The sequence below is a fragment of the Pseudomonas aylmerensis genome (assembly GCF_001702265.1).
Classification (GTDB): domain Bacteria; phylum Pseudomonadota; class Gammaproteobacteria; order Pseudomonadales; family Pseudomonadaceae; genus Aquipseudomonas; species Aquipseudomonas aylmerensis.
Genome location: NZ_MAUE01000045.1, coordinates 614471 through 630798, shown reverse-complemented (window position 1 = coordinate 630798; position 16328 = coordinate 614471). Strand labels below are relative to the sequence as shown.

General features: G+C 60.9%; 16 protein-coding genes. 5 read left to right on the top strand and 11 right to left on the bottom strand.

Going from position 1 to position 16328, the window contains the following annotated elements; genetic code table 11:
* Positions 1-83: 83 nt before the first annotated feature.
* Entirely contained in the window at positions 84-2348 is a 2265-nt protein-coding gene (gene rlmKL / locus BBG20_RS28745) for a bifunctional 23S rRNA (guanine(2069)-N(7))-methyltransferase RlmK/23S rRNA (guanine(2445)-N(2))-methyltransferase RlmL (RefSeq protein WP_065909542.1), read from the bottom strand.
* Positions 2349-2890: 542 nt separating this feature from the next.
* Between rlmKL and rmf the strand changes: the two genes are divergently transcribed.
* Complete coding sequence (gene rmf / locus BBG20_RS32160) at positions 2891-3106, top strand: ribosome modulation factor (protein WP_002553055.1); 216 nt, start codon at positions 2891-2893, stop codon at positions 3104-3106.
* 184 nt (positions 3107-3290) lie between these two features.
* Here the strand turns inward: rmf and BBG20_RS28740 are convergent, their stop codons facing one another.
* The 5 genes from BBG20_RS28740 to sctC form a co-directional block, all read right to left on the bottom strand.
* Positions 3291-4343, bottom strand: coding sequence for a quinone-dependent dihydroorotate dehydrogenase (locus BBG20_RS28740; RefSeq protein WP_065909540.1), 1053 nt, complete (start codon positions 4341-4343; stop codon positions 3291-3293).
* Positions 4344-4429: 86 nt separating this feature from the next.
* On the bottom strand, positions 4430-4891 hold the full coding sequence (locus tag BBG20_RS28735; protein ID WP_065909539.1) for a transglycosylase SLT domain-containing protein: 462 nt from the start codon (positions 4889-4891) through the stop codon (positions 4430-4432).
* Positions 4884-5303, bottom strand: coding sequence for a winged helix-turn-helix domain-containing protein (locus BBG20_RS28730; protein ID WP_065909538.1), 420 nt, complete (start codon positions 5301-5303; stop codon positions 4884-4886). Before BBG20_RS28730 ends, BBG20_RS28735 begins: the two co-directional genes overlap by 8 nt.
* A 155-nt stretch (positions 5304-5458) precedes the next feature.
* Positions 5459-5683, bottom strand: a complete 225-nt coding sequence (locus BBG20_RS28725; protein WP_065909536.1) for a FliM/FliN family flagellar motor switch protein — start codon at positions 5681-5683, stop codon at positions 5459-5461.
* Between the two features lie 15 nt (positions 5684-5698).
* Positions 5699-7162 (bottom strand): type III secretion system outer membrane ring subunit SctC, encoded by a 1464-nt coding sequence (gene sctC / locus BBG20_RS28720; protein WP_404940355.1) that lies wholly within the window; start codon positions 7160-7162, stop codon positions 5699-5701.
* 251 nt (positions 7163-7413) lie between these two features.
* Here sctC and BBG20_RS28715 point away from each other — a divergent pair, with 251 nt between their 5' ends.
* The 4 genes from BBG20_RS28715 to BBG20_RS28700 all read left to right on the top strand — a co-directional run bounded on the left by BBG20_RS28715 (position 7414) and on the right by BBG20_RS28700 (position 12322).
* The gene (locus BBG20_RS28715; protein WP_065909535.1) at positions 7414-8640 is read left to right on the top strand and encodes a CmpA/NrtA family ABC transporter substrate-binding protein; all 1227 of its coding nucleotides are present in this window, start codon (positions 7414-7416) and stop codon (positions 8638-8640) included.
* A 13-nt stretch (positions 8641-8653) separates the two neighbouring features.
* Positions 8654-9229, top strand: coding sequence for an ANTAR domain-containing response regulator (locus BBG20_RS28710; RefSeq protein ID WP_065909533.1), 576 nt, complete (start codon positions 8654-8656; stop codon positions 9227-9229).
* Positions 9230-9440: 211 nt separating this feature from the next.
* Positions 9441-10652: a nitrate/nitrite transporter gene (locus tag BBG20_RS28705; protein ID WP_065909531.1), complete on the top strand. Its 1212-nt coding sequence runs from the start codon at positions 9441-9443 to the stop codon at positions 10650-10652.
* Positions 10652-12322 carry a bifunctional protein-serine/threonine kinase/phosphatase gene (locus tag BBG20_RS28700; RefSeq protein ID WP_065909529.1) on the top strand — a complete coding sequence of 557 codons (1671 nt, stop codon included), beginning with the start codon at positions 10652-10654 and terminating at the stop codon, positions 12320-12322. The genes BBG20_RS28705 and BBG20_RS28700 overlap by 1 nt, the downstream gene beginning before the upstream one ends.
* 61 nt (positions 12323-12383) lie before the next feature.
* Here BBG20_RS28700 and BBG20_RS32155 read toward each other — a convergent pair whose 3' ends face one another.
* From BBG20_RS32155 to BBG20_RS28675, 5 genes are all read right to left on the bottom strand, one after another.
* A complete protein-coding gene (locus BBG20_RS32155; protein WP_010208496.1) occupies positions 12384-13364 on the bottom strand; it encodes an OmpA family protein in 981 nt (326 codons plus the stop codon).
* A 107-nt stretch (positions 13365-13471) separates the two neighbouring features.
* On the bottom strand, positions 13472-14062 hold the full coding sequence (gene sigX / locus BBG20_RS28690) for an RNA polymerase sigma factor SigX (RefSeq protein WP_003193286.1): 591 nt from the start codon (positions 14060-14062) through the stop codon (positions 13472-13474).
* Positions 14063-14149: 87 nt separating this feature from the next.
* Complete coding sequence (locus tag BBG20_RS28685; protein WP_003175519.1) at positions 14150-14974, bottom strand: mechanosensitive ion channel family protein; 825 nt, start codon at positions 14972-14974, stop codon at positions 14150-14152.
* Positions 14975-14976: 2 nt separating this feature from the next.
* A complete protein-coding gene (locus BBG20_RS28680) occupies positions 14977-15222 on the bottom strand; it encodes a hypothetical protein (protein WP_005790375.1) in 246 nt (81 codons plus the stop codon).
* Positions 15223-15308: 86 nt separating this feature from the next.
* Positions 15309-16304 carry a zinc transporter ZntB gene (locus tag BBG20_RS28675; RefSeq protein ID WP_065909525.1) on the bottom strand — a complete coding sequence of 332 codons (996 nt, stop codon included), beginning with the start codon at positions 16302-16304 and terminating at the stop codon, positions 15309-15311.
* Between the last annotated feature and the right edge of the window lie 24 nt (positions 16305-16328).

Below are 16328 nucleotides of genomic sequence, written 5' to 3'. Positions count from 1 at the left end.
ATAGCTACGGGACCGGTATTTGACCAGCATAAAAAAGCCGCAAGTCCCGAATATTCAAGGCTTGCGGCTTTTTGGTGCAACCATCAGCGAGCGGTGATTTTCCACGCCCGATGGATCTTCGCATTACGCGCAAAATCCGGGTCGATGGTCTTGTCGCTGATTTCCTCGACCGCGTAGCGTTCGCTGAGGTTGTCCTCGAGCTGGAACTTGCGGAAGTTGTTCGAGAAGTACAGCACGCCACCCGGTGCCAGGCGGGCCATGGCCAGGTCGAGCAACTGCACGTGGTCACGCTGCACGTCGAAGATGCCTTCCATGCGCTTGGAGTTGGAGAAGGTCGGCGGGTCGATGAAGATCAGGTCGAACTCATCGCGGCTGGCCTCCAGCCACGCCATCACATCACCCTGCTCCAGGCGGTTCTTGTCGGAGAAACCGTTGAGCGAGAAATTGCGACGAGCCCAATCCAGGTAGGTCTTGGACAGGTCGACGCTGGTGGTGCTGCGCGCGCCGCCCTTGGCGGCGTGCACACTGGCGGTGGCGGTGTAGCAGTACAGATTGAGGAAGCGCTTGCCGGCCGCTTCCTTCTGGATACGCATGCGCATCGGGCGGTGGTCGAGGAACAGGCCAGTGTCCAGGTAGTCGGTGAGGTTGACCAGCAGCTTCACGCCGCCTTCGCTGACCTCGGTGAACTTGCCCTGGGCGCTTTGGCGCTCGTACTGCTTGGTGCCGCTCTGACGCTCGCGACGCTTGACCACCACGCGGCTCTTGTCGATGTTCAGCGCCTGGGGAATCGCGGCCAGGGCATCGAACATGCGCGCCGAGGCTTTTTCCGGGTCGATGGACTTCGGCGCGGCGTATTCCTGCACGTGCACCCAATCGTGGTACAGGTCGATGGCCATCGAGTATTCCGGCATGTCGGCGTCGTACACCCGATAGCAATCCACGCCTTCACGCTTGGCCCACTTGCCCAGCAGCTTGAGGTTTTTCTGCAGGCGGTTGGCGAACATCTGCCCGCCTTCGCTCAGGCGCGCCTGCTCGACCACGGGGGCCGGGGCCGGCTTGATCGGGTTACCGTTCTTGTTGTACTGGCGCTCTTGCGGCTCGGCCGGGGCCTGGTCGTAGGCGGCTTGCTCACGCTCGGCCTGGCGCTGTTCTGGCGTACGGCGCTCGCCAGTGACGAACTGATCCGGATTGACTTTGATCAGCAGCAATTTGCACGGCAAGGCGCCGTTCCAGAACGAGTACTGCTTGTGGCTGCGGATGCCCATGCGCTTGCCGAGGTCCGGCGCGCCGGTGAACACTGCCGCCTCCCACCCCATGCACGCCTGGCGCAGACGCTCGCCGAGGTTCTGGTAGAGGTACAGCAGGCTGGCTTCGTCACCCAGGCGCTCGCCGTACGGCGGGTTGCAGATCACCAGGCCTTTCTGGTGCTGGTCCGGACGCGGCTCGAAGGTACCGACTTCGCCCTGGTACACCTTGATCCAGTGGCTGAGCCCGGCGCGCTCGATGTTGTTGCGCGCAGGCTGGATCAGGCGTGGATCGGCTTCATAGCCACGCACCCACAACGGCGGCTTGTTCATGCCGATGGCCGCACGTTCGGCAGCTTCGGCGTGCAGTTTTTTCCACAGCGCCGGGACGTGACCGAGCCAGGTGGTGAAACCCCACAGCTCGCGGTTCAGGTTGGGCGCCATGTCGGCGGCGATCATTGCGCCTTCCACCAGGAAGGTACCCACGCCGCACATCGGGTCCGTCAACGCGCCGCCTTCGGCAGCAATACGCGGCCAGCCTGCACGGATCAGGATCGCAGCGGCCAGGTTTTCCTTCAACGGCGCGGCGCCCTGCTGCAGGCGATAGCCGCGCTGGTGCAAGCTGTGGCCGGAGAGGTCGAGGGACAGGATGGCTTCGCCACGGTCCAGGCGCAGGTGGATGCGCAGGTCCGGGTTGATCTTGTCGATGGAGGGACGCTCGCCGGTCGGGGTGCGCAGCTTGTCGACGATCGCATCCTTGACCTTGAGGGCGCCGAAGTGCGTGTTGTCGATACCCGAGCCGTGACCGCTGAACTCCACGGCCAGGGTGCCGTCCGGGACCATGTGGTCGGCCCATTCGATATCCAGCACGCCGTGGTAGAGGTCTTCGGCGTCCTTCATCGGGAAGCGCTTGAGCACCAGCAGCACGCGGTTAGCGAGGCGCGACCAGAGGCACAGGCGGTAGGCGGTCTCCATGTCGGCCATGCCGCGCACGGCCGAGGTGTGCTCGCGGGCTTCCTCAAGGCCAAGCCCGACGGCTTCCTCGATCAGCAGGCCTTCGAGGCCCTTGGGGCAAGTGAGGAAGAGTTCAAAACGGTCCGACATGGGCATTCCAGGCTTTTCAGCAATAAATGAACGGGCGACGCATCGCCGGTTCGGTTTTCAATCAAGCACTTTTCTTGAAGAGTGCTCGCGTGGCACGAATGTGCCGTCCCACCCCGTCTGACGGGCGCTTGAGCCTTTATCGACGGGGCAGAGAGAAGTTTCCAAACAACAAAGCAGTAACAAAACGAAATATTCCGACCCTTCGTCGAATAATAACCGACTGCAACGGCCGGGCATTCTCACTAAAGGATTAAACCTGTCCTCTTTGCAGGGTGCATCATAGCTGGCTTTGCCGAATAAATGGGGCGAAAAGCCAGCCCAGCTTATGGCTATAGCATCGTTATCGTTACGTGCTTATGACAAAACGATCATTGAATCCATGTGACCTATTGGTTAGAACTCAACACAGGTTGGCGCCGTAACGACGCCGACACATAGGCTCGCCACGCCGGCAGCGAGCCCACCAACGGCAGAAAAACTCTGCCCGGCCTCGGACGAGGCCGAAGGATATCTAGACAGTCAACAAGTGAGGGAAACACCCTATGAGAAGACTTAAGCGTGATCCGTTGGAAAGAGCATTTTTACGCGGATATCAATATGGCGTTCATGGCAAATCCCGTGAGCTTTGCCCATTTACTCTACCGTCGGTACGCCAAGCCTGGATCAACGGCTGGCGAGAAGGACGTGGCGACAACTGGGACGGTATGACTGGCACTGCGGGCATCCACAGACTCAACGAACTTCACGCCGTCGGCTAATCAGGGGCTTTTAATTCCGACATCACCACGAATACGCAACGACTTAACCACGCACGCCCTATCCAGGCGGCGGGCTTCGGCCCAGGGGGCTCCTTTTGAGGAGCCCTTTTTTATTCTCGCGAACAGGCTTTCCGCGTGTTGGGTTGCGCGGCAGGCCCGGACACCGGGCGCTGCATCTCTGTGCTTATTGGGGCTGCTGCGCGGCCCAACGCGGGGCAAGCCCGCTCGCCACAATGGCGTCCACCGACTCACGGATCAGCGCCGGGCCTTTATAGATGAAGCCCGAGTAGAGTTGCACCAGGCTTGCGCCAGCGGCGATTTTCTCGGCCGCGTGTTTGCCTTCGGTAATACCGCCTACCGCGATGATCGGCAGGCGCCCGGCCAGCTCGGCAGCCAGCACCTTGACGATGTGCGTGCTCTTGTCACGCACCGGCGCACCCGACAAGCCGCCCGCCTCATCCCCATGGGCCAGGCCTTCGACACCGACACGGCTCAAGGTGGTGTTGGTCGCGATTACCGCGTCCATGCCTGAATCAACCAGGGCCTGGGCCACCAGCACGGTTTCTTCATCGCTCATGTCCGGGGCAATCTTGATTGCCAACGGCACGCGCTTGCCATGACGCACGGCCAGGTCTTCCTGGCGCTGACGCAGGGCTTCGAGCAATTGCTTGAGCGAGTCGCCGAACTGCAGGCTGCGCAGGCCCGGGGTGTTGGGCGAGCTGACGTTGACGGTGACATAGCTGGCGTGGGCGTAGACCTTGTCCAGGCAGATCAGGTAATCATCGACCGCGCGTTCTACCGGGGTATCGAAGTTCTTGCCGATATTGATCCCCAGGATGCCCTTGTACTTCGCCGCTTGAACTCGCGACAGCAGATGATCGACACCGAGGTTGTTGAAGCCCATGCGGTTGATGATCGCCTCGGCTTCCGGCAGGCGGAAAATTCGGGGCTTGGGGTTACCTGGCTGAGGCCGTGGGGTCACAGTGCCGATTTCGACAAAGCCGAAACCCAACTGCGCAAAGCCATCGATGGCGGCGCCGTTCTTGTCCAGGCCAGCAGCCAAGCCGACCGGGTTGGGGAACTCCAGGCCCATCACCGAGACCGGCATTTTCGCCGGAGCCTTGCATACCAGGCCATTGAGCCCCAGACGCCCACCGGCACCGATCAAGTCCAGCGACAGATCGTGGGAGGTTTCCGGGGAGAGTTTGAACAACAGCTGGCGGGCCAGGGTATACATGGGCGGGCTAGACTCGGATGGCGGCGAAAGGTGGCGCCGATTATAGCCGGGGTGACGGGCTACGCGCGAGGCATGCCGCCCAAACATCAATAGCGCTGCGTGACCAGGGCTTCATAACGCGTCCAGATTTTTTCCGCATAGCGCAGGCGCAATGCCTCGCGCTGCGGCCCCGGCCCGGGTCCCACGTTGTAGGAACCCACGGCTGTCCAGTTGTAGCCAAAGCGCTGGATGAACTCGGCAAGAATCGAAGCCCCCACCTCGACTGACAGGCATGGCTCACTCAACAAGCGCTCCTCGGTAATCCCCTGTTTGAGCAAGCGAGGCAAATGGATGCTGTTGATCTGCATCAGCCCGATATCCCGAGTGCCATTACGGTTGGCAGGGCTGATCACGTCCGCACGGTAACCCGATTCCACGTCGGCGATAGCCTGCAGCAATTCCGGCTCGATACCATAACGACTGGCCGTTTCTTCCCAGCAATAGGCGAGGGCCCGATGGCTGCTCATCAACAGGCCGAGCAGCAAGCCCTTGATGCACAACCTAAGCATGTTTTATCCGCTCATGCCCTGACTGCACAGGGCTGACTTGACCGCAGGCCGAGCACACCTGCTCCATCCCGCCTGGAGCTTGCGCCTCAAGCCTGACCGGACAGGTGAAGCGGTACCCGCGACCGTAGATCGTCTTGATGAATCCCTTGTCGGCCCCCAGGTATTTGCGCAGTGAATAAATGCAGCGGGTCAGCGACTCCTCGGCCACCTCTCCCTGGGGCCATGCCAGTTCCAACAAGCGATCCTTGGTCATCAACACGCCGCCGGAAGCCAGCAGCAGGCGCAAAACGTGCCACTCCTTTGGCGGCAACTGAACATCCGCGTGCTCGCCAGTCAGACGACCATCGCCGTGCAGGGTCCATTGAGCGAAAACCAGGGGAGTCCTCGTCAATTGATTACCCACGACGGCCATACCTACCTCGGCATTCAACAGCTGACATTCAAGTCCCTATTTCCAGTAATGGCGCCTACGCCCACGGCACGACTATAAAAACCTGCCTCATGGCTAACGCTAGGAAAAAGCCCGTACATTCCGCGATTTTCCTAACCTCCACGTCAGACATTTCTCTATCCCGTCCAACCAGGCGCCCATTCCTGGTACACCTCATGCAGCTCCACCCCCAACCTGTCCTCCAATTGCACCAATTCGCCCAAGGCCAGTAACTGGCCGTTAACCCGTACTTCCACGCAGTGAATGATCTCGGGCGCCAAGGGCAACACCTTCCCTGGGGCGAACGCTGCCAGGCGCCTGCGGCTGATCAGTTGTTCCTGCAGTAGGATTTCCAGATGCATGGGGTAACGCCTTATTCATGGTGAGATATCACGACCCGGGCGCACAAAAGCACGTCGCACACGCTCGTATTGCGACGCCGTCAACGGAGGTGGCCCGACACCCCCTGCCAGCGTCTTCACCTCGCTGCCCACGGCCTGCGCCTGAATGACAAACAGGCGTACTTCGGCCCTGCGCATCGGCCCCGTACCACGCCCCTGCTCCCTGGTATCGCGGCGAAACACGCCCAGCCACAACCGTTTGCCTGGCTCGACACGCACCACACTGCCCACGCCCACTTGCCCGACCGCAGTGGGCCTGGCGTGCCGTCCGGCTTCGGTCATCGGGCGGCCGTCCTCAATGTCGATGAGCATCTCGATCTGGTTGGCCTCGGCAAAACGTGGCAAGACACTGACCTGGGTGGCGTAACGCACCGGTTTCCAGCTCGCCTCTTCCTCACCGGGGGCCGGCAGGTAGAACGTGTAGTTGTCCTGGAACACTGCCGGCACATTCTCCTGGGTCATCATCACCGGCAACGTCACCACCCTCGCCCGTCGTTTACGCTCCAGCGCCGCGATGTGCGCCATCAAGCGGTTATCATCCGAAGGCTTCAGGAGTTGAGTGGTCATTGGCCTGGCGTTGTCATCCCCGGCCAGGCCGAGCTTTTTCAATTCATCCTGGTCGACGTCCACCAGCCACAGCGAAACCTCGATCGACCGCTTGGGCAGGTCCAGTTCCGCCACCAGTGCCTGGATGAAGCTCACCTGCGCAGGCTTGCCCTTGATCAGCAGGCTGTTGGTATCCGGGTACGCGATGACGGCAAGGCTCTTGTCTGCCAGTGCCCCCTTCAGTTCACTGGACAGCACGGACTCGATCATCGACGCCATCCCCGGCACGGTGACGGGCCGGTCGCTGGAGCCGTACTGCCGGTCCGCCACCGCACTGTTGAGCACCTGGACCACGCCGAATGCCTGGGTCCCCACACGCAGGTCAGCCCTTTGCCGATCCATCATCCGGGCCAGGTGCAGCACCTGGTCGACATAGCTCGGTGGTCCGGACACATAGAATGTCCGCCCACCACTCGCGCGCAGCGGATAGCGTGACTCGTCGAGACCCGAGCGGCGCATCAGGGCGCGCAGCCTGTCGATGGAAATGTGCCGTAACGTCACCGCGGAGCTTTTGGCCTCGCCAGCGTCATAGACGTACAGCACTTGCCCGTCGCTGTACCAGATCAGCCCCTGCTGCAACGCAAGCGCCTCCAGGGTCTGCTGGGGTGCATCGAGGTCGAGCACCCCGCTGAAACGTTTGCGCGCGACCTCGCGGCTGACGACGATGGGCAGGCCCAAAGGCAACGACAGCGCGGTAAACACGGTATGCAGGCTGTCATCCTGCGCCTGGTAGTGCTCGCCCCAGGCAACCACATTGGCCAGCATCAGTGCGGCCAACAGGAGCCAGCGGCAACACCGTAGGCGTGGGATCGTTGCGGGAAAGTCAGCGTGCACCGTGGGGGTTCCTGGGTGGGCCTGGCATTGAGATTGCGGCCATACTGAAAGCCAGGCCGGTTTCAATCTTGATGGAAAGTTGACGGCAGACTGCGCCTGCCAGCCCGTGGCATGTGCCTTGCTTGGAACTCTGTATCAGAGCGCACACCAATGGTGGAGTGCGCTTACGGACAAAGGCGTCGTTACCCGCAATGGCTTGCAGCGCCATCTGAGGGAACGGCGCTTTTTTGTGAACGAAAAGGTAGGTGTTGATGAACGATTCGGTAGGCAGCAGCCCGGCGAGCGACCCGCTGGCCTGGGTCAACGGCAGCGATGCCCCGGAGAAAAGCAGCCTCGACCTGGGCTTCATGGCCTTGAGCGATTGCGCATCGCTGGTGGTGGCTGCCACCCAGGGCTTCGCTCAACCTTACGGACTGACCCTGAACCTCAAGCGCCAAAGCTCGTGGGCCAACCTGCGCGACAAACTGGTCAGCGGTGAACTGGATGCCGCCCACAGCCTTTATGGGCTGATCTATGCAGTGCACCTGGGCATCGGCGGCGTCGCGCCCACCGACATGGCGGTGCTGATGGGGCTCAACCAGAACGGCCAGAGCATCAACCTGTCCCACGGCTTGCAGCAGCAAGGCGTGATCACTCCTGAAGCGCTCGACCGCCACGTGCACCAAAGCCGAACAAAACTCACCTTCGCCCAGACCTTTCCTACCGGCACCCACGCCATGTGGCTGTATTACTGGCTGGCAAGCCAGGGCATTCATCCATTGCAGGATGTGGACAGCGTCGTGGTTCCTCCCCCGCAAATGGTTGCGCACCTGCAGGCGGGACGCATCGACGGCTTCTGCGTCGGCGAGCCCTGGTGCGCCAGCGCGGTCAAGCAGAACCAGGGGTTCACCCTGGCGACCACCCAGGCGATCTGGCCGAACCATCCGGAAAAGGTCCTCGGCTGCACCCAGGCCTTTGTCGATCAGTACCCCAACACCGCCCGCGTGTTGGTGATGGCGATCCTGGAGGCCAGCCGCTTTATTGAGCAGAACAATGAAAACCGTCGCTCCACCGCGCAGTTGCTCAGCGGCCGCGAGTACCTCGATGCGCCACTCGACTGCATCGAACCGCGCCTGCTGGGCGCCTATGACGACGGCCTGGGCAACCAGTGGCAAGACCCCCACGCCCTGCGTTTTTTTGCCGGTGGCGAGGTCAACCTGCCCTACCTCTGCGATGGCATGTGGTTCATGACCCAGTTCCGGCGCTGGGGCCTGTTACGCGAAGATCCCGACTACCTGGGCGTGGCCCGCCAGGTGCAGCAACTGGCGCTGTATCGCCAGGCCGCCGATGCCTTGGGTATCACTGATAACGGCCAGGACATGCGCAGCAGCCAACTGATCGACGGCAAAGTCTGGGACGGCTCCGACCCCGCGGGCTACGCGCGCAGCTTCCGCCTGCACGCCATGGCTGATCATGCCAGCCGCCATGCCTTGCGCTGAGAGGAGGCCCCCAATGCTGCGAATCCTGTTGATCAACGACACCCCGCGCAAGGTCGGCCGCCTCAGGGCGGCGCTGATCGAAGCCGGTTTTGAGGTGATCGATGAGTCGGGCCTGACCATCGACCTGCCGGCGCGCGTCGAAACGGTGCGCCCGGACGTGATCCTGATCGATACCGAGTCGCCGGGCCGCGATGTGATGGAGCAAGTGGTGCTGGTCAGTCGCGACCAGCCCAGGCCGATCGTGATGTTCACCGACGAGCACGACCCGAATGTGATGCGCCAGGCGATCAAGTCCGGGGTCAGCGCCTACATCGTCGAAGGTATCCAGGCGCAGCGCCTGCAGCCGATCCTCGACGTGGCCATGGCGCGTTTCGAAAGCGACCAGGCCTTGCGCGCCCAGCTGCAGGCGCGTGACCAGCAGTTGGCCGAGCGCAAGCGCATCGAGCTGGCCAAGGGCATGCTGATGAAAATGAAGGCGTGCAATGAAGAAGAGGCCTACACCTTGATGCGCCGCCAGGCCATGAGCCGCCAGCAGAAGCTGATTCAGGTGGCAGAGCAGATTATCGCCATGAACGAGCTGCTCGGCTGATGTGGCGCAGCTCTTGCTAAAGAATCATCACAGGTAGCCAACGGCGGTTGCCCCTCCACGACAAAGACGTCGCACACCCGGTTTGCCCTCGCGAACCCGGTGGCGGCGTTTTTTCGTTTTGTCCCCCTTTTCCGGGGCAAGGTGGGGCGGCCTTAGCCGGCTGTTCCATCACCAGGCCTTTTTACAAGATTCCCAACCGTTGAGGTGCGTGATGAAATCAAGCTTCTGGAAATCCGGGCACACCCCGACCCTGTTTGCCGCGTTCCTGTATTTCGACCTGAGCTTCATGGTCTGGTACCTCCTGGGTCCACTGGCGGTGCAAATTGCTGCCGACCTGCACCTGACCACTCAACAACGCGGCCTGGTCGTCGCGACTCCGATCCTCGCGGGCGCAGTACTGCGCTTCCTGATGGGCATGCTGGCCGACAAGCTGTCGCCCAAGACCGCCGGACTGATCGGCCAGGTGATTGTGATTGTCGCCTTGTTTGGCGCCTGGAAACTCGGCATCCACAGTTACGAGCAAGCGTTGCTGCTTGGGGTGTTCCTCGGCATGGCTGGCGCATCGTTCGCCGTGGCGCTGCCGTTGGCGTCGCAGTGGTATCCGGCTGAACACCAGGGCAAGGCCATGGGCATTGCCGGTGCCGGCAACTCGGGCACGGTGTTCGCCGCCTTGCTCGCCCCGGTGCTGGCAGCCGCGTTTGGCTGGAGCAACGTGTTCGGTTTTGCCTTGATTCCACTGGTGCTGACCCTGGTGGTCTTCGCCTGGCTGGCGCGCAATGCGCCGCAGCGGCCGCAAGCCAAATCCATGGCTGACTATTTCAAGGCACTTGGCGACCGCGACAGCTGGTGGTTCATGTTCTTCTACAGCGTGACCTTTGGCGGCTTCATCGGCCTGGCCAGCGCCCTGCCCGGCTACTTCAACGACCAGTATGGCCTGAGCCCGGTAACGGCCGGCTACTACACAGCGGCCTGCGTGTTCGGCGGCAGCCTGATGCGCCCGTTGGGCGGCGCCCTGGCGGATCGCTTCGGCGGAATCCGCACCTTGCTGGGCATGTACAGCGTGGCGGCGATCTGCATCGCGGCGGTCGGCTTCAACTTGCCCAGTTCCTACGCGGCGCTGGCCTTGTTTGTCTGCACCATGCTTGGACTGGGCGCCGGAAATGGCGCGGTATTCCAACTGGTGCCGCAACGTTTCCGGCGCGAAATCGGCGTGATGACCGGCCTGATCGGCATGGCCGGCGGCATCGGCGGTTTCGCCCTGGCAGCGGGCATGGGTGCAATCAAGCAAAGCACCGGCAGCTATCAGATGGCCTTGTGGTTGTTCGCCAGCCTGGGTGTACTGGCCTGGTTCGGCCTGCACGGCGTCAAGCGGCGCTGGAGAACCACCTGGGGTTCGGCCGCCGTGACCGCCGCACGCGTCTGATGAGCCTGCGACTGAGCGTCGCCCACGCCAGCGGCATCGGCCCTCGGGCGGAAAACCAGGACGCCCTGCGCGTCGTCACCCCCGTGGCGGAACTGGCGGCGAGCAAAGGCTACCTGTGTGCCATCGCCGACGGGGTGAGCCAGTGCGCCGATGGCGGCCTGGCCGCGCGCTCGACCGTGCAAGCCCTGGCCCTGGACTACTACGCCACGCCGCCGACCTGGGGCGTGGCTCAGTCTCTGGAGCGCTTACTGTTGGCGCAGAACCGCTGGCTACAGGCCAATGGCGGTGGCCAGCCCTTGCTCACGACCCTCAGCGCCCTGGTGTTTCGCGGGCAACGTTTTACCCTCGCCCATGTCGGCGATTGCCGGGTGTACCGCTGGCTGGACGGCGAGTTGCAGCGCATCAGCGAAGACCACGTCTGGGAGCAGCCGGGTATGCAGCATGTGCTCAAACGTGCGCTGGGCCTGGATCAACACCTGGTGGTGGACTTCCTGGACGGCCAATTGCGCGAAGGCGAGTGCTTTGTGCTGCTCAGCGACGGCGTATGGGCAACCCTGGGCGATCACAGCATCGGTGCGATCCTGCGCGAACAAACCGACCTGGACTGGGCGGTCAACACGCTGGTGAATACTGCGCACCTGGCAGGCAGCCAGGACAATGCCAGCGCCCTGCTGGTGCGCATCGACACCCTCGGTGCAGCCACCCTCGGCGATGCGCTGGTGCAGTTGCAGCAATGGCCACTGCCCCCGCCCTTGAAAGCCGGGCAGCAGTTCGAAGGCTGGCATGTGGAAAGCGTGCTCGCGCACAGCCGACAATCCGTGCTGTACCGTGTGCGCGATGCACAGCAGCAACCCTGGCTGCTGAAAACCCTGCCGCTGAATCGCGACGATGACCACGATGCCGGACAGGCCCTGTTGTCCGAGGAGTGGTTTTTGCGCCGCGTGGCCGGACGCGCATTTCCTGAAGTGCATGCCGCCAGCACGCGTCAGCATCTGTATTACGTCATGCGCGAATACCCGGGACACACCCTGGCCGAACTGTTCAAGCAACATGGTCCATTGCCGCTGGCGCAGTGGCAATCGGTGGCCGAACGCTTGCTGCGCGCGGTAGGCATGCTGCACCGGCGACAGATCCTGCACCGCGACATCAAGCCGGAAAACCTGCTGCTGGGCGACGACGGTGAGCTGCGCGTGCTGGATTTCGGCCTGGCCTACTGCCCAGGACTCTCGGAAGATCGTGCTCACGCACTGCCAGGCACCCCGAGTTTCATCGCCCCCGAGGCATTCAATGGTGAGCGCCCTACGGCTCAACAGGATTTATACAGCGTCGGTGTGTGCCTGTATTACCTGCTGACCGGGCATTATCCCTACGGTGAAATCGAAGCCTTCCAAAGGCCCCGATTCAATCAGGCCGTCAGCGCCAGCCGCTATCGCCCCGATCTGCCGGACTGGCTACCCCTCAGCCTGGAGCGAGCCGTGGCCGCCCAGCCTGCGCAACGTTATGAAACCGCCGAGGAATGGTTGTTGACGCTGGAACAGGCCGATCGCCGCGAGCTGAGTGTTCGCCCAAGGCCGCTGTTGGAGCGCGAGCCGCTGAAGGTCTGGCGGACGTTGGCGCTGCTGTCGCTGCTGATCAACCTGGTGCTGCTGTATGGACTTTTTCACGGCTGATGCCAAATCGCAGGCGAAAAAAAGCCCGGCCTAAGCCGGGCTTTTTTCTACCACTCAGTAATTACTGAGCTTGAGCTTCAACCGACGCTTCTACGCGACGGTTAACAGCACGACCAGCTTCAGTTGCGTTGTCAGCAACTGGGCGGGATTCGCCGTAACCTACTGCGGTGATGCGGCTAGGAGCCACGCCGTCTTTAACCAGGACTTGCTTAACAGCGTCAGCACGACGCTGGGACAGCTTCTGGTTGTAGGCGTCTGGACCTACGGAGTCAGTGTGACCAGCAACTTCTACGTTGGTAGCTGGGTACTGAGCCATGAAGTCGGCCAGGTTTTTCACGTCGCCGTAGCTGTTAGGCTTAACAACGGACTTGTCGAAGTCGAACTTGACGTCCAGCTCAACACGAACAACCTGAGCAACTGGAGCTTCTGGCTCTGGAGTTGGCTCTGGAGCTGGAGCTGGGGTAGGAGCTGGAGCGACTGCGCCAGCGTTACCGCCGAAGTTTACGCCCAGGCCAACCAGTGCGGAGTAGTCCCACTTGCCGTTGTCCAGACCGTAGTCAGCTTCAACACCGGCACGAGCGTACAGGTTGTTGGTGAAGTAGTACTTCACGCCGGTACCAACGGTAGCGAAGGTAGTCTGGTCGCGACCGCTGTGGCCGTCAGCCTGAACGTTGGTACGGCTCTGGTGACCGAAACCGCCTTCTACGTATGGACGCAGGCTGTCTACGCCAGCTTGACCGAAGTGATACTGGGCAACCAGGCTGCCGGTATCGCCTTTGATCTTCTGGTTACCAGTACCGTCGTTCGAACGGGTGTGGTTGGTCTTGTCGTAGGACAGGTTCAAGGACAGGTCGTCGGTCAGGAAGTAACCGATGCGAGCGCCAGGATTGAAGCCGTCTTCGATGTGCTTGACGCTATCGTTGTACTGCTTCTTGTAGAACAGCTCGCCTTCAACTGCGCCTTGGCCTTGTGCCAGAACGCCGAAAGAAGTAGCGGCAATAAGAGAACCAATGGCCAAGCCCAAGGTGTTTTTCAGTTTCATCCGTTAAATCCCCATCTGGTGATTGTAAAGCAGTCCCACAAACCGGGGGACAACTCGGCGACAAGTCTAACAGAACTTGCCTACACGTAAGAGATATTTGCCACGCACTAAGTTTCAGTCTCGCCCGCAAATTTCTCACGTAATTTATCTAGAGCACGTTTGTAACGCATTTTTGTAGCACTCAAACCCATGTGCATGATGTCGGCGATTTCCTGAAATTCAAGCTCTGCGACAAATCGTAGCACCAGAATTTCACGGTCAATCGGGTTCACATGCACCAACCAGCGATCGAGCCCGCCCTTCTCCTCGGGTGCCGGCGCCTTTTCTTCAGACGCTTCCTCAAGGGGGTCCAGACTCAAGGCGTCCATCAAGCGACGCTTTCGCCGTTCCTTCCGATACTGCGTGATGCACTCGTTGTACGTGATGCTGTATAGCCATGTCTTGAACTTCGATTTGCCCTCGAAGTTCTTCAGGCCGTACAGCACCTTGAGCATCACTTCCTGACAGACATCATCCGCATCTCTATCGTTCCCTAAATACCTTGAACAAACGTTGAACAAAGTGCGTTGATATCTGCGCATCAATTCTTCGTACGCGCGAGTTACGTGAAACAGCTCCGTGTGCGAGCGCGCGACCAACTCCTCATCAGAGAGCTCACGGGGGTCATAGCGCGTGGACAGCGTTTGGGCTTTATTCAAAACAAGTCGTGCCGACAGTCAGGTCAATGTCCGCCACAGCCCGGTCAGCCGGGTTTGCGGCGGCGTACATTAGCAGGGTTTGCCGGATTAGCGGCTACTGACCTGCTGCTCCAGGAGAATCCGATTGGACAGCGACACCAGGTCGCCGTCATCGGTCAGCACTGTCGTCTTGACTGTGCCGATCTCCTCGATTTGCCCTTCGACCTCGCCTACACGCACCTGTTGCCCTACCTGATACAACTCACGCACATAGATTCCCGCAAGAATCTGCCCGGCAATTTCCCGGCTTCCCAACCCCATGGCCAGCGCAACGGCCAGACCAACGGTAATCAAAACAATCACAATCACGTGGTTGAGCAGGTCAGTCTTGACCTCCAACTGGCTGATCGCGACCGAAATACTGATGATGATCACCAGCCCCTGGGCGATACGCCCCAGGCCAGCAGCATAGTCCAACCCCACGCCTTCGGCGGCGCCGCGCACCAGCCCATTGGCCAGTTGCGCCAGCAAAACACCTACCAGCAGCACCAGCGCGCCGCCAAAAACCTTCGGCAAATACAGCGCCAGCATGTCGAGCGTAGCTGAAACTCGCTCAAGTCCAAGTGATTGGGCCGCAGAAACCAGAAAAATCAGCAAAACGAACCAATAGACGATCTTGCCGATCAGGGTAGAGATCGGCACTTGCAGCCCGGCACGGCCCAACAGCTTGGTCAGGCCGGTGCCTGCCATCAAGCGATCCAGGCCCAATTTCGCAAGCAATTTGGACAGCAGGGTGTCGAGCAGCTTGGCCACGACAAAGCCCAGCAATACCAGGACCAGGGCACCAAACAGGTTGGGAATGAAATTCGCCACCTTGGTCCACAATGCGGTCATCGCGGTGACCAGGCTCTGGGTCCAGAGATCAAGTTCCATATTCAATCAGCCTTATCAGCAGTGCGAGCAAGAGGTTTACGACGGGAAACCGGTGATACGTGGGCCGAACCGTTGTTCAGGGCCATCATCAACGCCGGCAGCCAACGGCCGAGCAGACCGAACAAGTCCCCCGCCCCCACCTGACGGTTGGCGGTTTTCAACACGCGGCCCAGGCAGGCGTCGTCGTCACGGTTGGACGGCGAAGCATTGAGCATGTCACGCAAAGACTGTTCGAACGGATCGTGCATAAAGACCTCTCGCAAGTGTTTTAAAAGACGAGGGTAAAATTCTTGGGGTCACATAGGACCCTTCCTACGTTCAGGTCATATTCAGCTCAAACCCAGCGCAATCGTCGAAATAGCCACCATTGTCCGAGCGCGACCGACACCATCAACAGGCACGCAATCACGAATCCATAGGGGCTGGCGGAGAACGGTATTCCGCCCACATTTATACCCAACAAACCGGTCAGGAAACTCATCGGCAGGAAAATCCCGGTGATGATCCCGAAGCGATACATGGTGCGGTTCATGCGTACGCTCAAGCGCCGGTCTTCGGTCTCAAGCACAAGCCCCACGCGCTCCCGGGTCAATTCGAGCTCTTCCAGGTAGCGGGTCAGGCTGTTGTTCAATTCGTTCCAGTAGTCGGCATCGTCATCACAAAACCACGGCAACCTGATCCGCGTAAGCTGGGCAAAAATTTCCCGCTGCGGCGACAGGAATCGCTTGAGCCCGGCCGCTCGGCGGCGGATCTGCAAGACGCTGCCATGCTCCGGCGTGTACCGTTCGTCGGTATCGAGTTTTTCTTCCTCGGCATCGACGATTTCCGACAAGTCCGTGACCAGATCCTGGACCTTGTTTGTCAGGTACTGCGCCATATAAAGGATGAGTTCCGACGCGGTTTTCGGCCCCTTGCCATCCGCCAACTGCACCAGCAGTTCGTCAGTGGCGCGCAGCGGGCGCAAACGCAACGAAATCACCCGACTGGCGGCCGCAAAGATGCGCACCGACACCATGTCTTCTGGCTCAGCCCCCGGGTTGAGGTTGATCCCGCGCAGGAACAGCAGCAGTTCCGAGTCCGGCAGCGGCAACAGGCGCGGGCGGGTGTTCTCCTCCAACAACAGGTCACAGGCAAACTCGCTCAAGCCGCTGGATTTGCGCAGCCAGGTCTGGGTTTGCGGATGACTGCGGTCCCAGTGCAGCCACAGGCTTTCCTGGGGCTGCAGTTGCAAGTCGTCGAGCTCAGTCCGGGCAATCGAACGCGCACCGCCTTTACCGTCCAGCACCAGGGCATGCACCAGCCCCCACTGCGCGTTTTCTTCCTCGAACATCCTTACCCCTGTCGTCTATTGCGG

Excerpts from the sequence above, each read along its gene's own strand:
- rmf (WP_002553055.1), top strand. The coding sequence starts at position 2,891 with ATGAGAAGACTTAAGCGTGATCCGTTGGAAAGAGCATTTTTACGCGGA.
- BBG20_RS32155 (WP_010208496.1), bottom strand. The coding sequence starts at position 13,364 with ATGAAACTGAAAAACACCTTGGGCTTGGCCATTGGTTCTCTTATTGCC.
- BBG20_RS28740 (WP_065909540.1), bottom strand. The coding sequence starts at position 4,343 with ATGTATACCCTGGCCCGCCAGCTGTTGTTCAAACTCTCCCCGGAAACC.
- BBG20_RS28705 (WP_065909531.1), top strand. The coding sequence starts at position 9,441 with ATGAAATCAAGCTTCTGGAAATCCGGGCACACCCCGACCCTGTTTGCC.
- BBG20_RS28710 (WP_065909533.1), top strand. The coding sequence starts at position 8,654 with ATGCTGCGAATCCTGTTGATCAACGACACCCCGCGCAAGGTCGGCCGC.
- BBG20_RS28730 (WP_065909538.1), bottom strand. The coding sequence starts at position 5,303 with ATGGCCGTCGTGGGTAATCAATTGACGAGGACTCCCCTGGTTTTCGCT.
- BBG20_RS28715 (WP_065909535.1), top strand. The coding sequence starts at position 7,414 with ATGAACGATTCGGTAGGCAGCAGCCCGGCGAGCGACCCGCTGGCCTGG.
- BBG20_RS28685 (WP_003175519.1), bottom strand. The coding sequence starts at position 14,974 with ATGGAACTTGATCTCTGGACCCAGAGCCTGGTCACCGCGATGACCGCA.
- BBG20_RS28735 (WP_065909539.1), bottom strand. The coding sequence starts at position 4,891 with ATGCTTAGGTTGTGCATCAAGGGCTTGCTGCTCGGCCTGTTGATGAGC.
- BBG20_RS28725 (WP_065909536.1), bottom strand. The coding sequence starts at position 5,683 with ATGCATCTGGAAATCCTACTGCAGGAACAACTGATCAGCCGCAGGCGC.
- BBG20_RS28680 (WP_005790375.1), bottom strand. The coding sequence starts at position 15,222 with ATGCACGATCCGTTCGAACAGTCTTTGCGTGACATGCTCAATGCTTCG.
- rlmKL (WP_065909542.1), bottom strand. The coding sequence starts at position 2,348 with ATGTCGGACCGTTTTGAACTCTTCCTCACTTGCCCCAAGGGCCTCGAA.
- BBG20_RS28675 (WP_065909525.1), bottom strand. The coding sequence starts at position 16,304 with ATGTTCGAGGAAGAAAACGCGCAGTGGGGGCTGGTGCATGCCCTGGTG.
- BBG20_RS28700 (WP_065909529.1), top strand. The coding sequence starts at position 10,652 with ATGAGCCTGCGACTGAGCGTCGCCCACGCCAGCGGCATCGGCCCTCGG.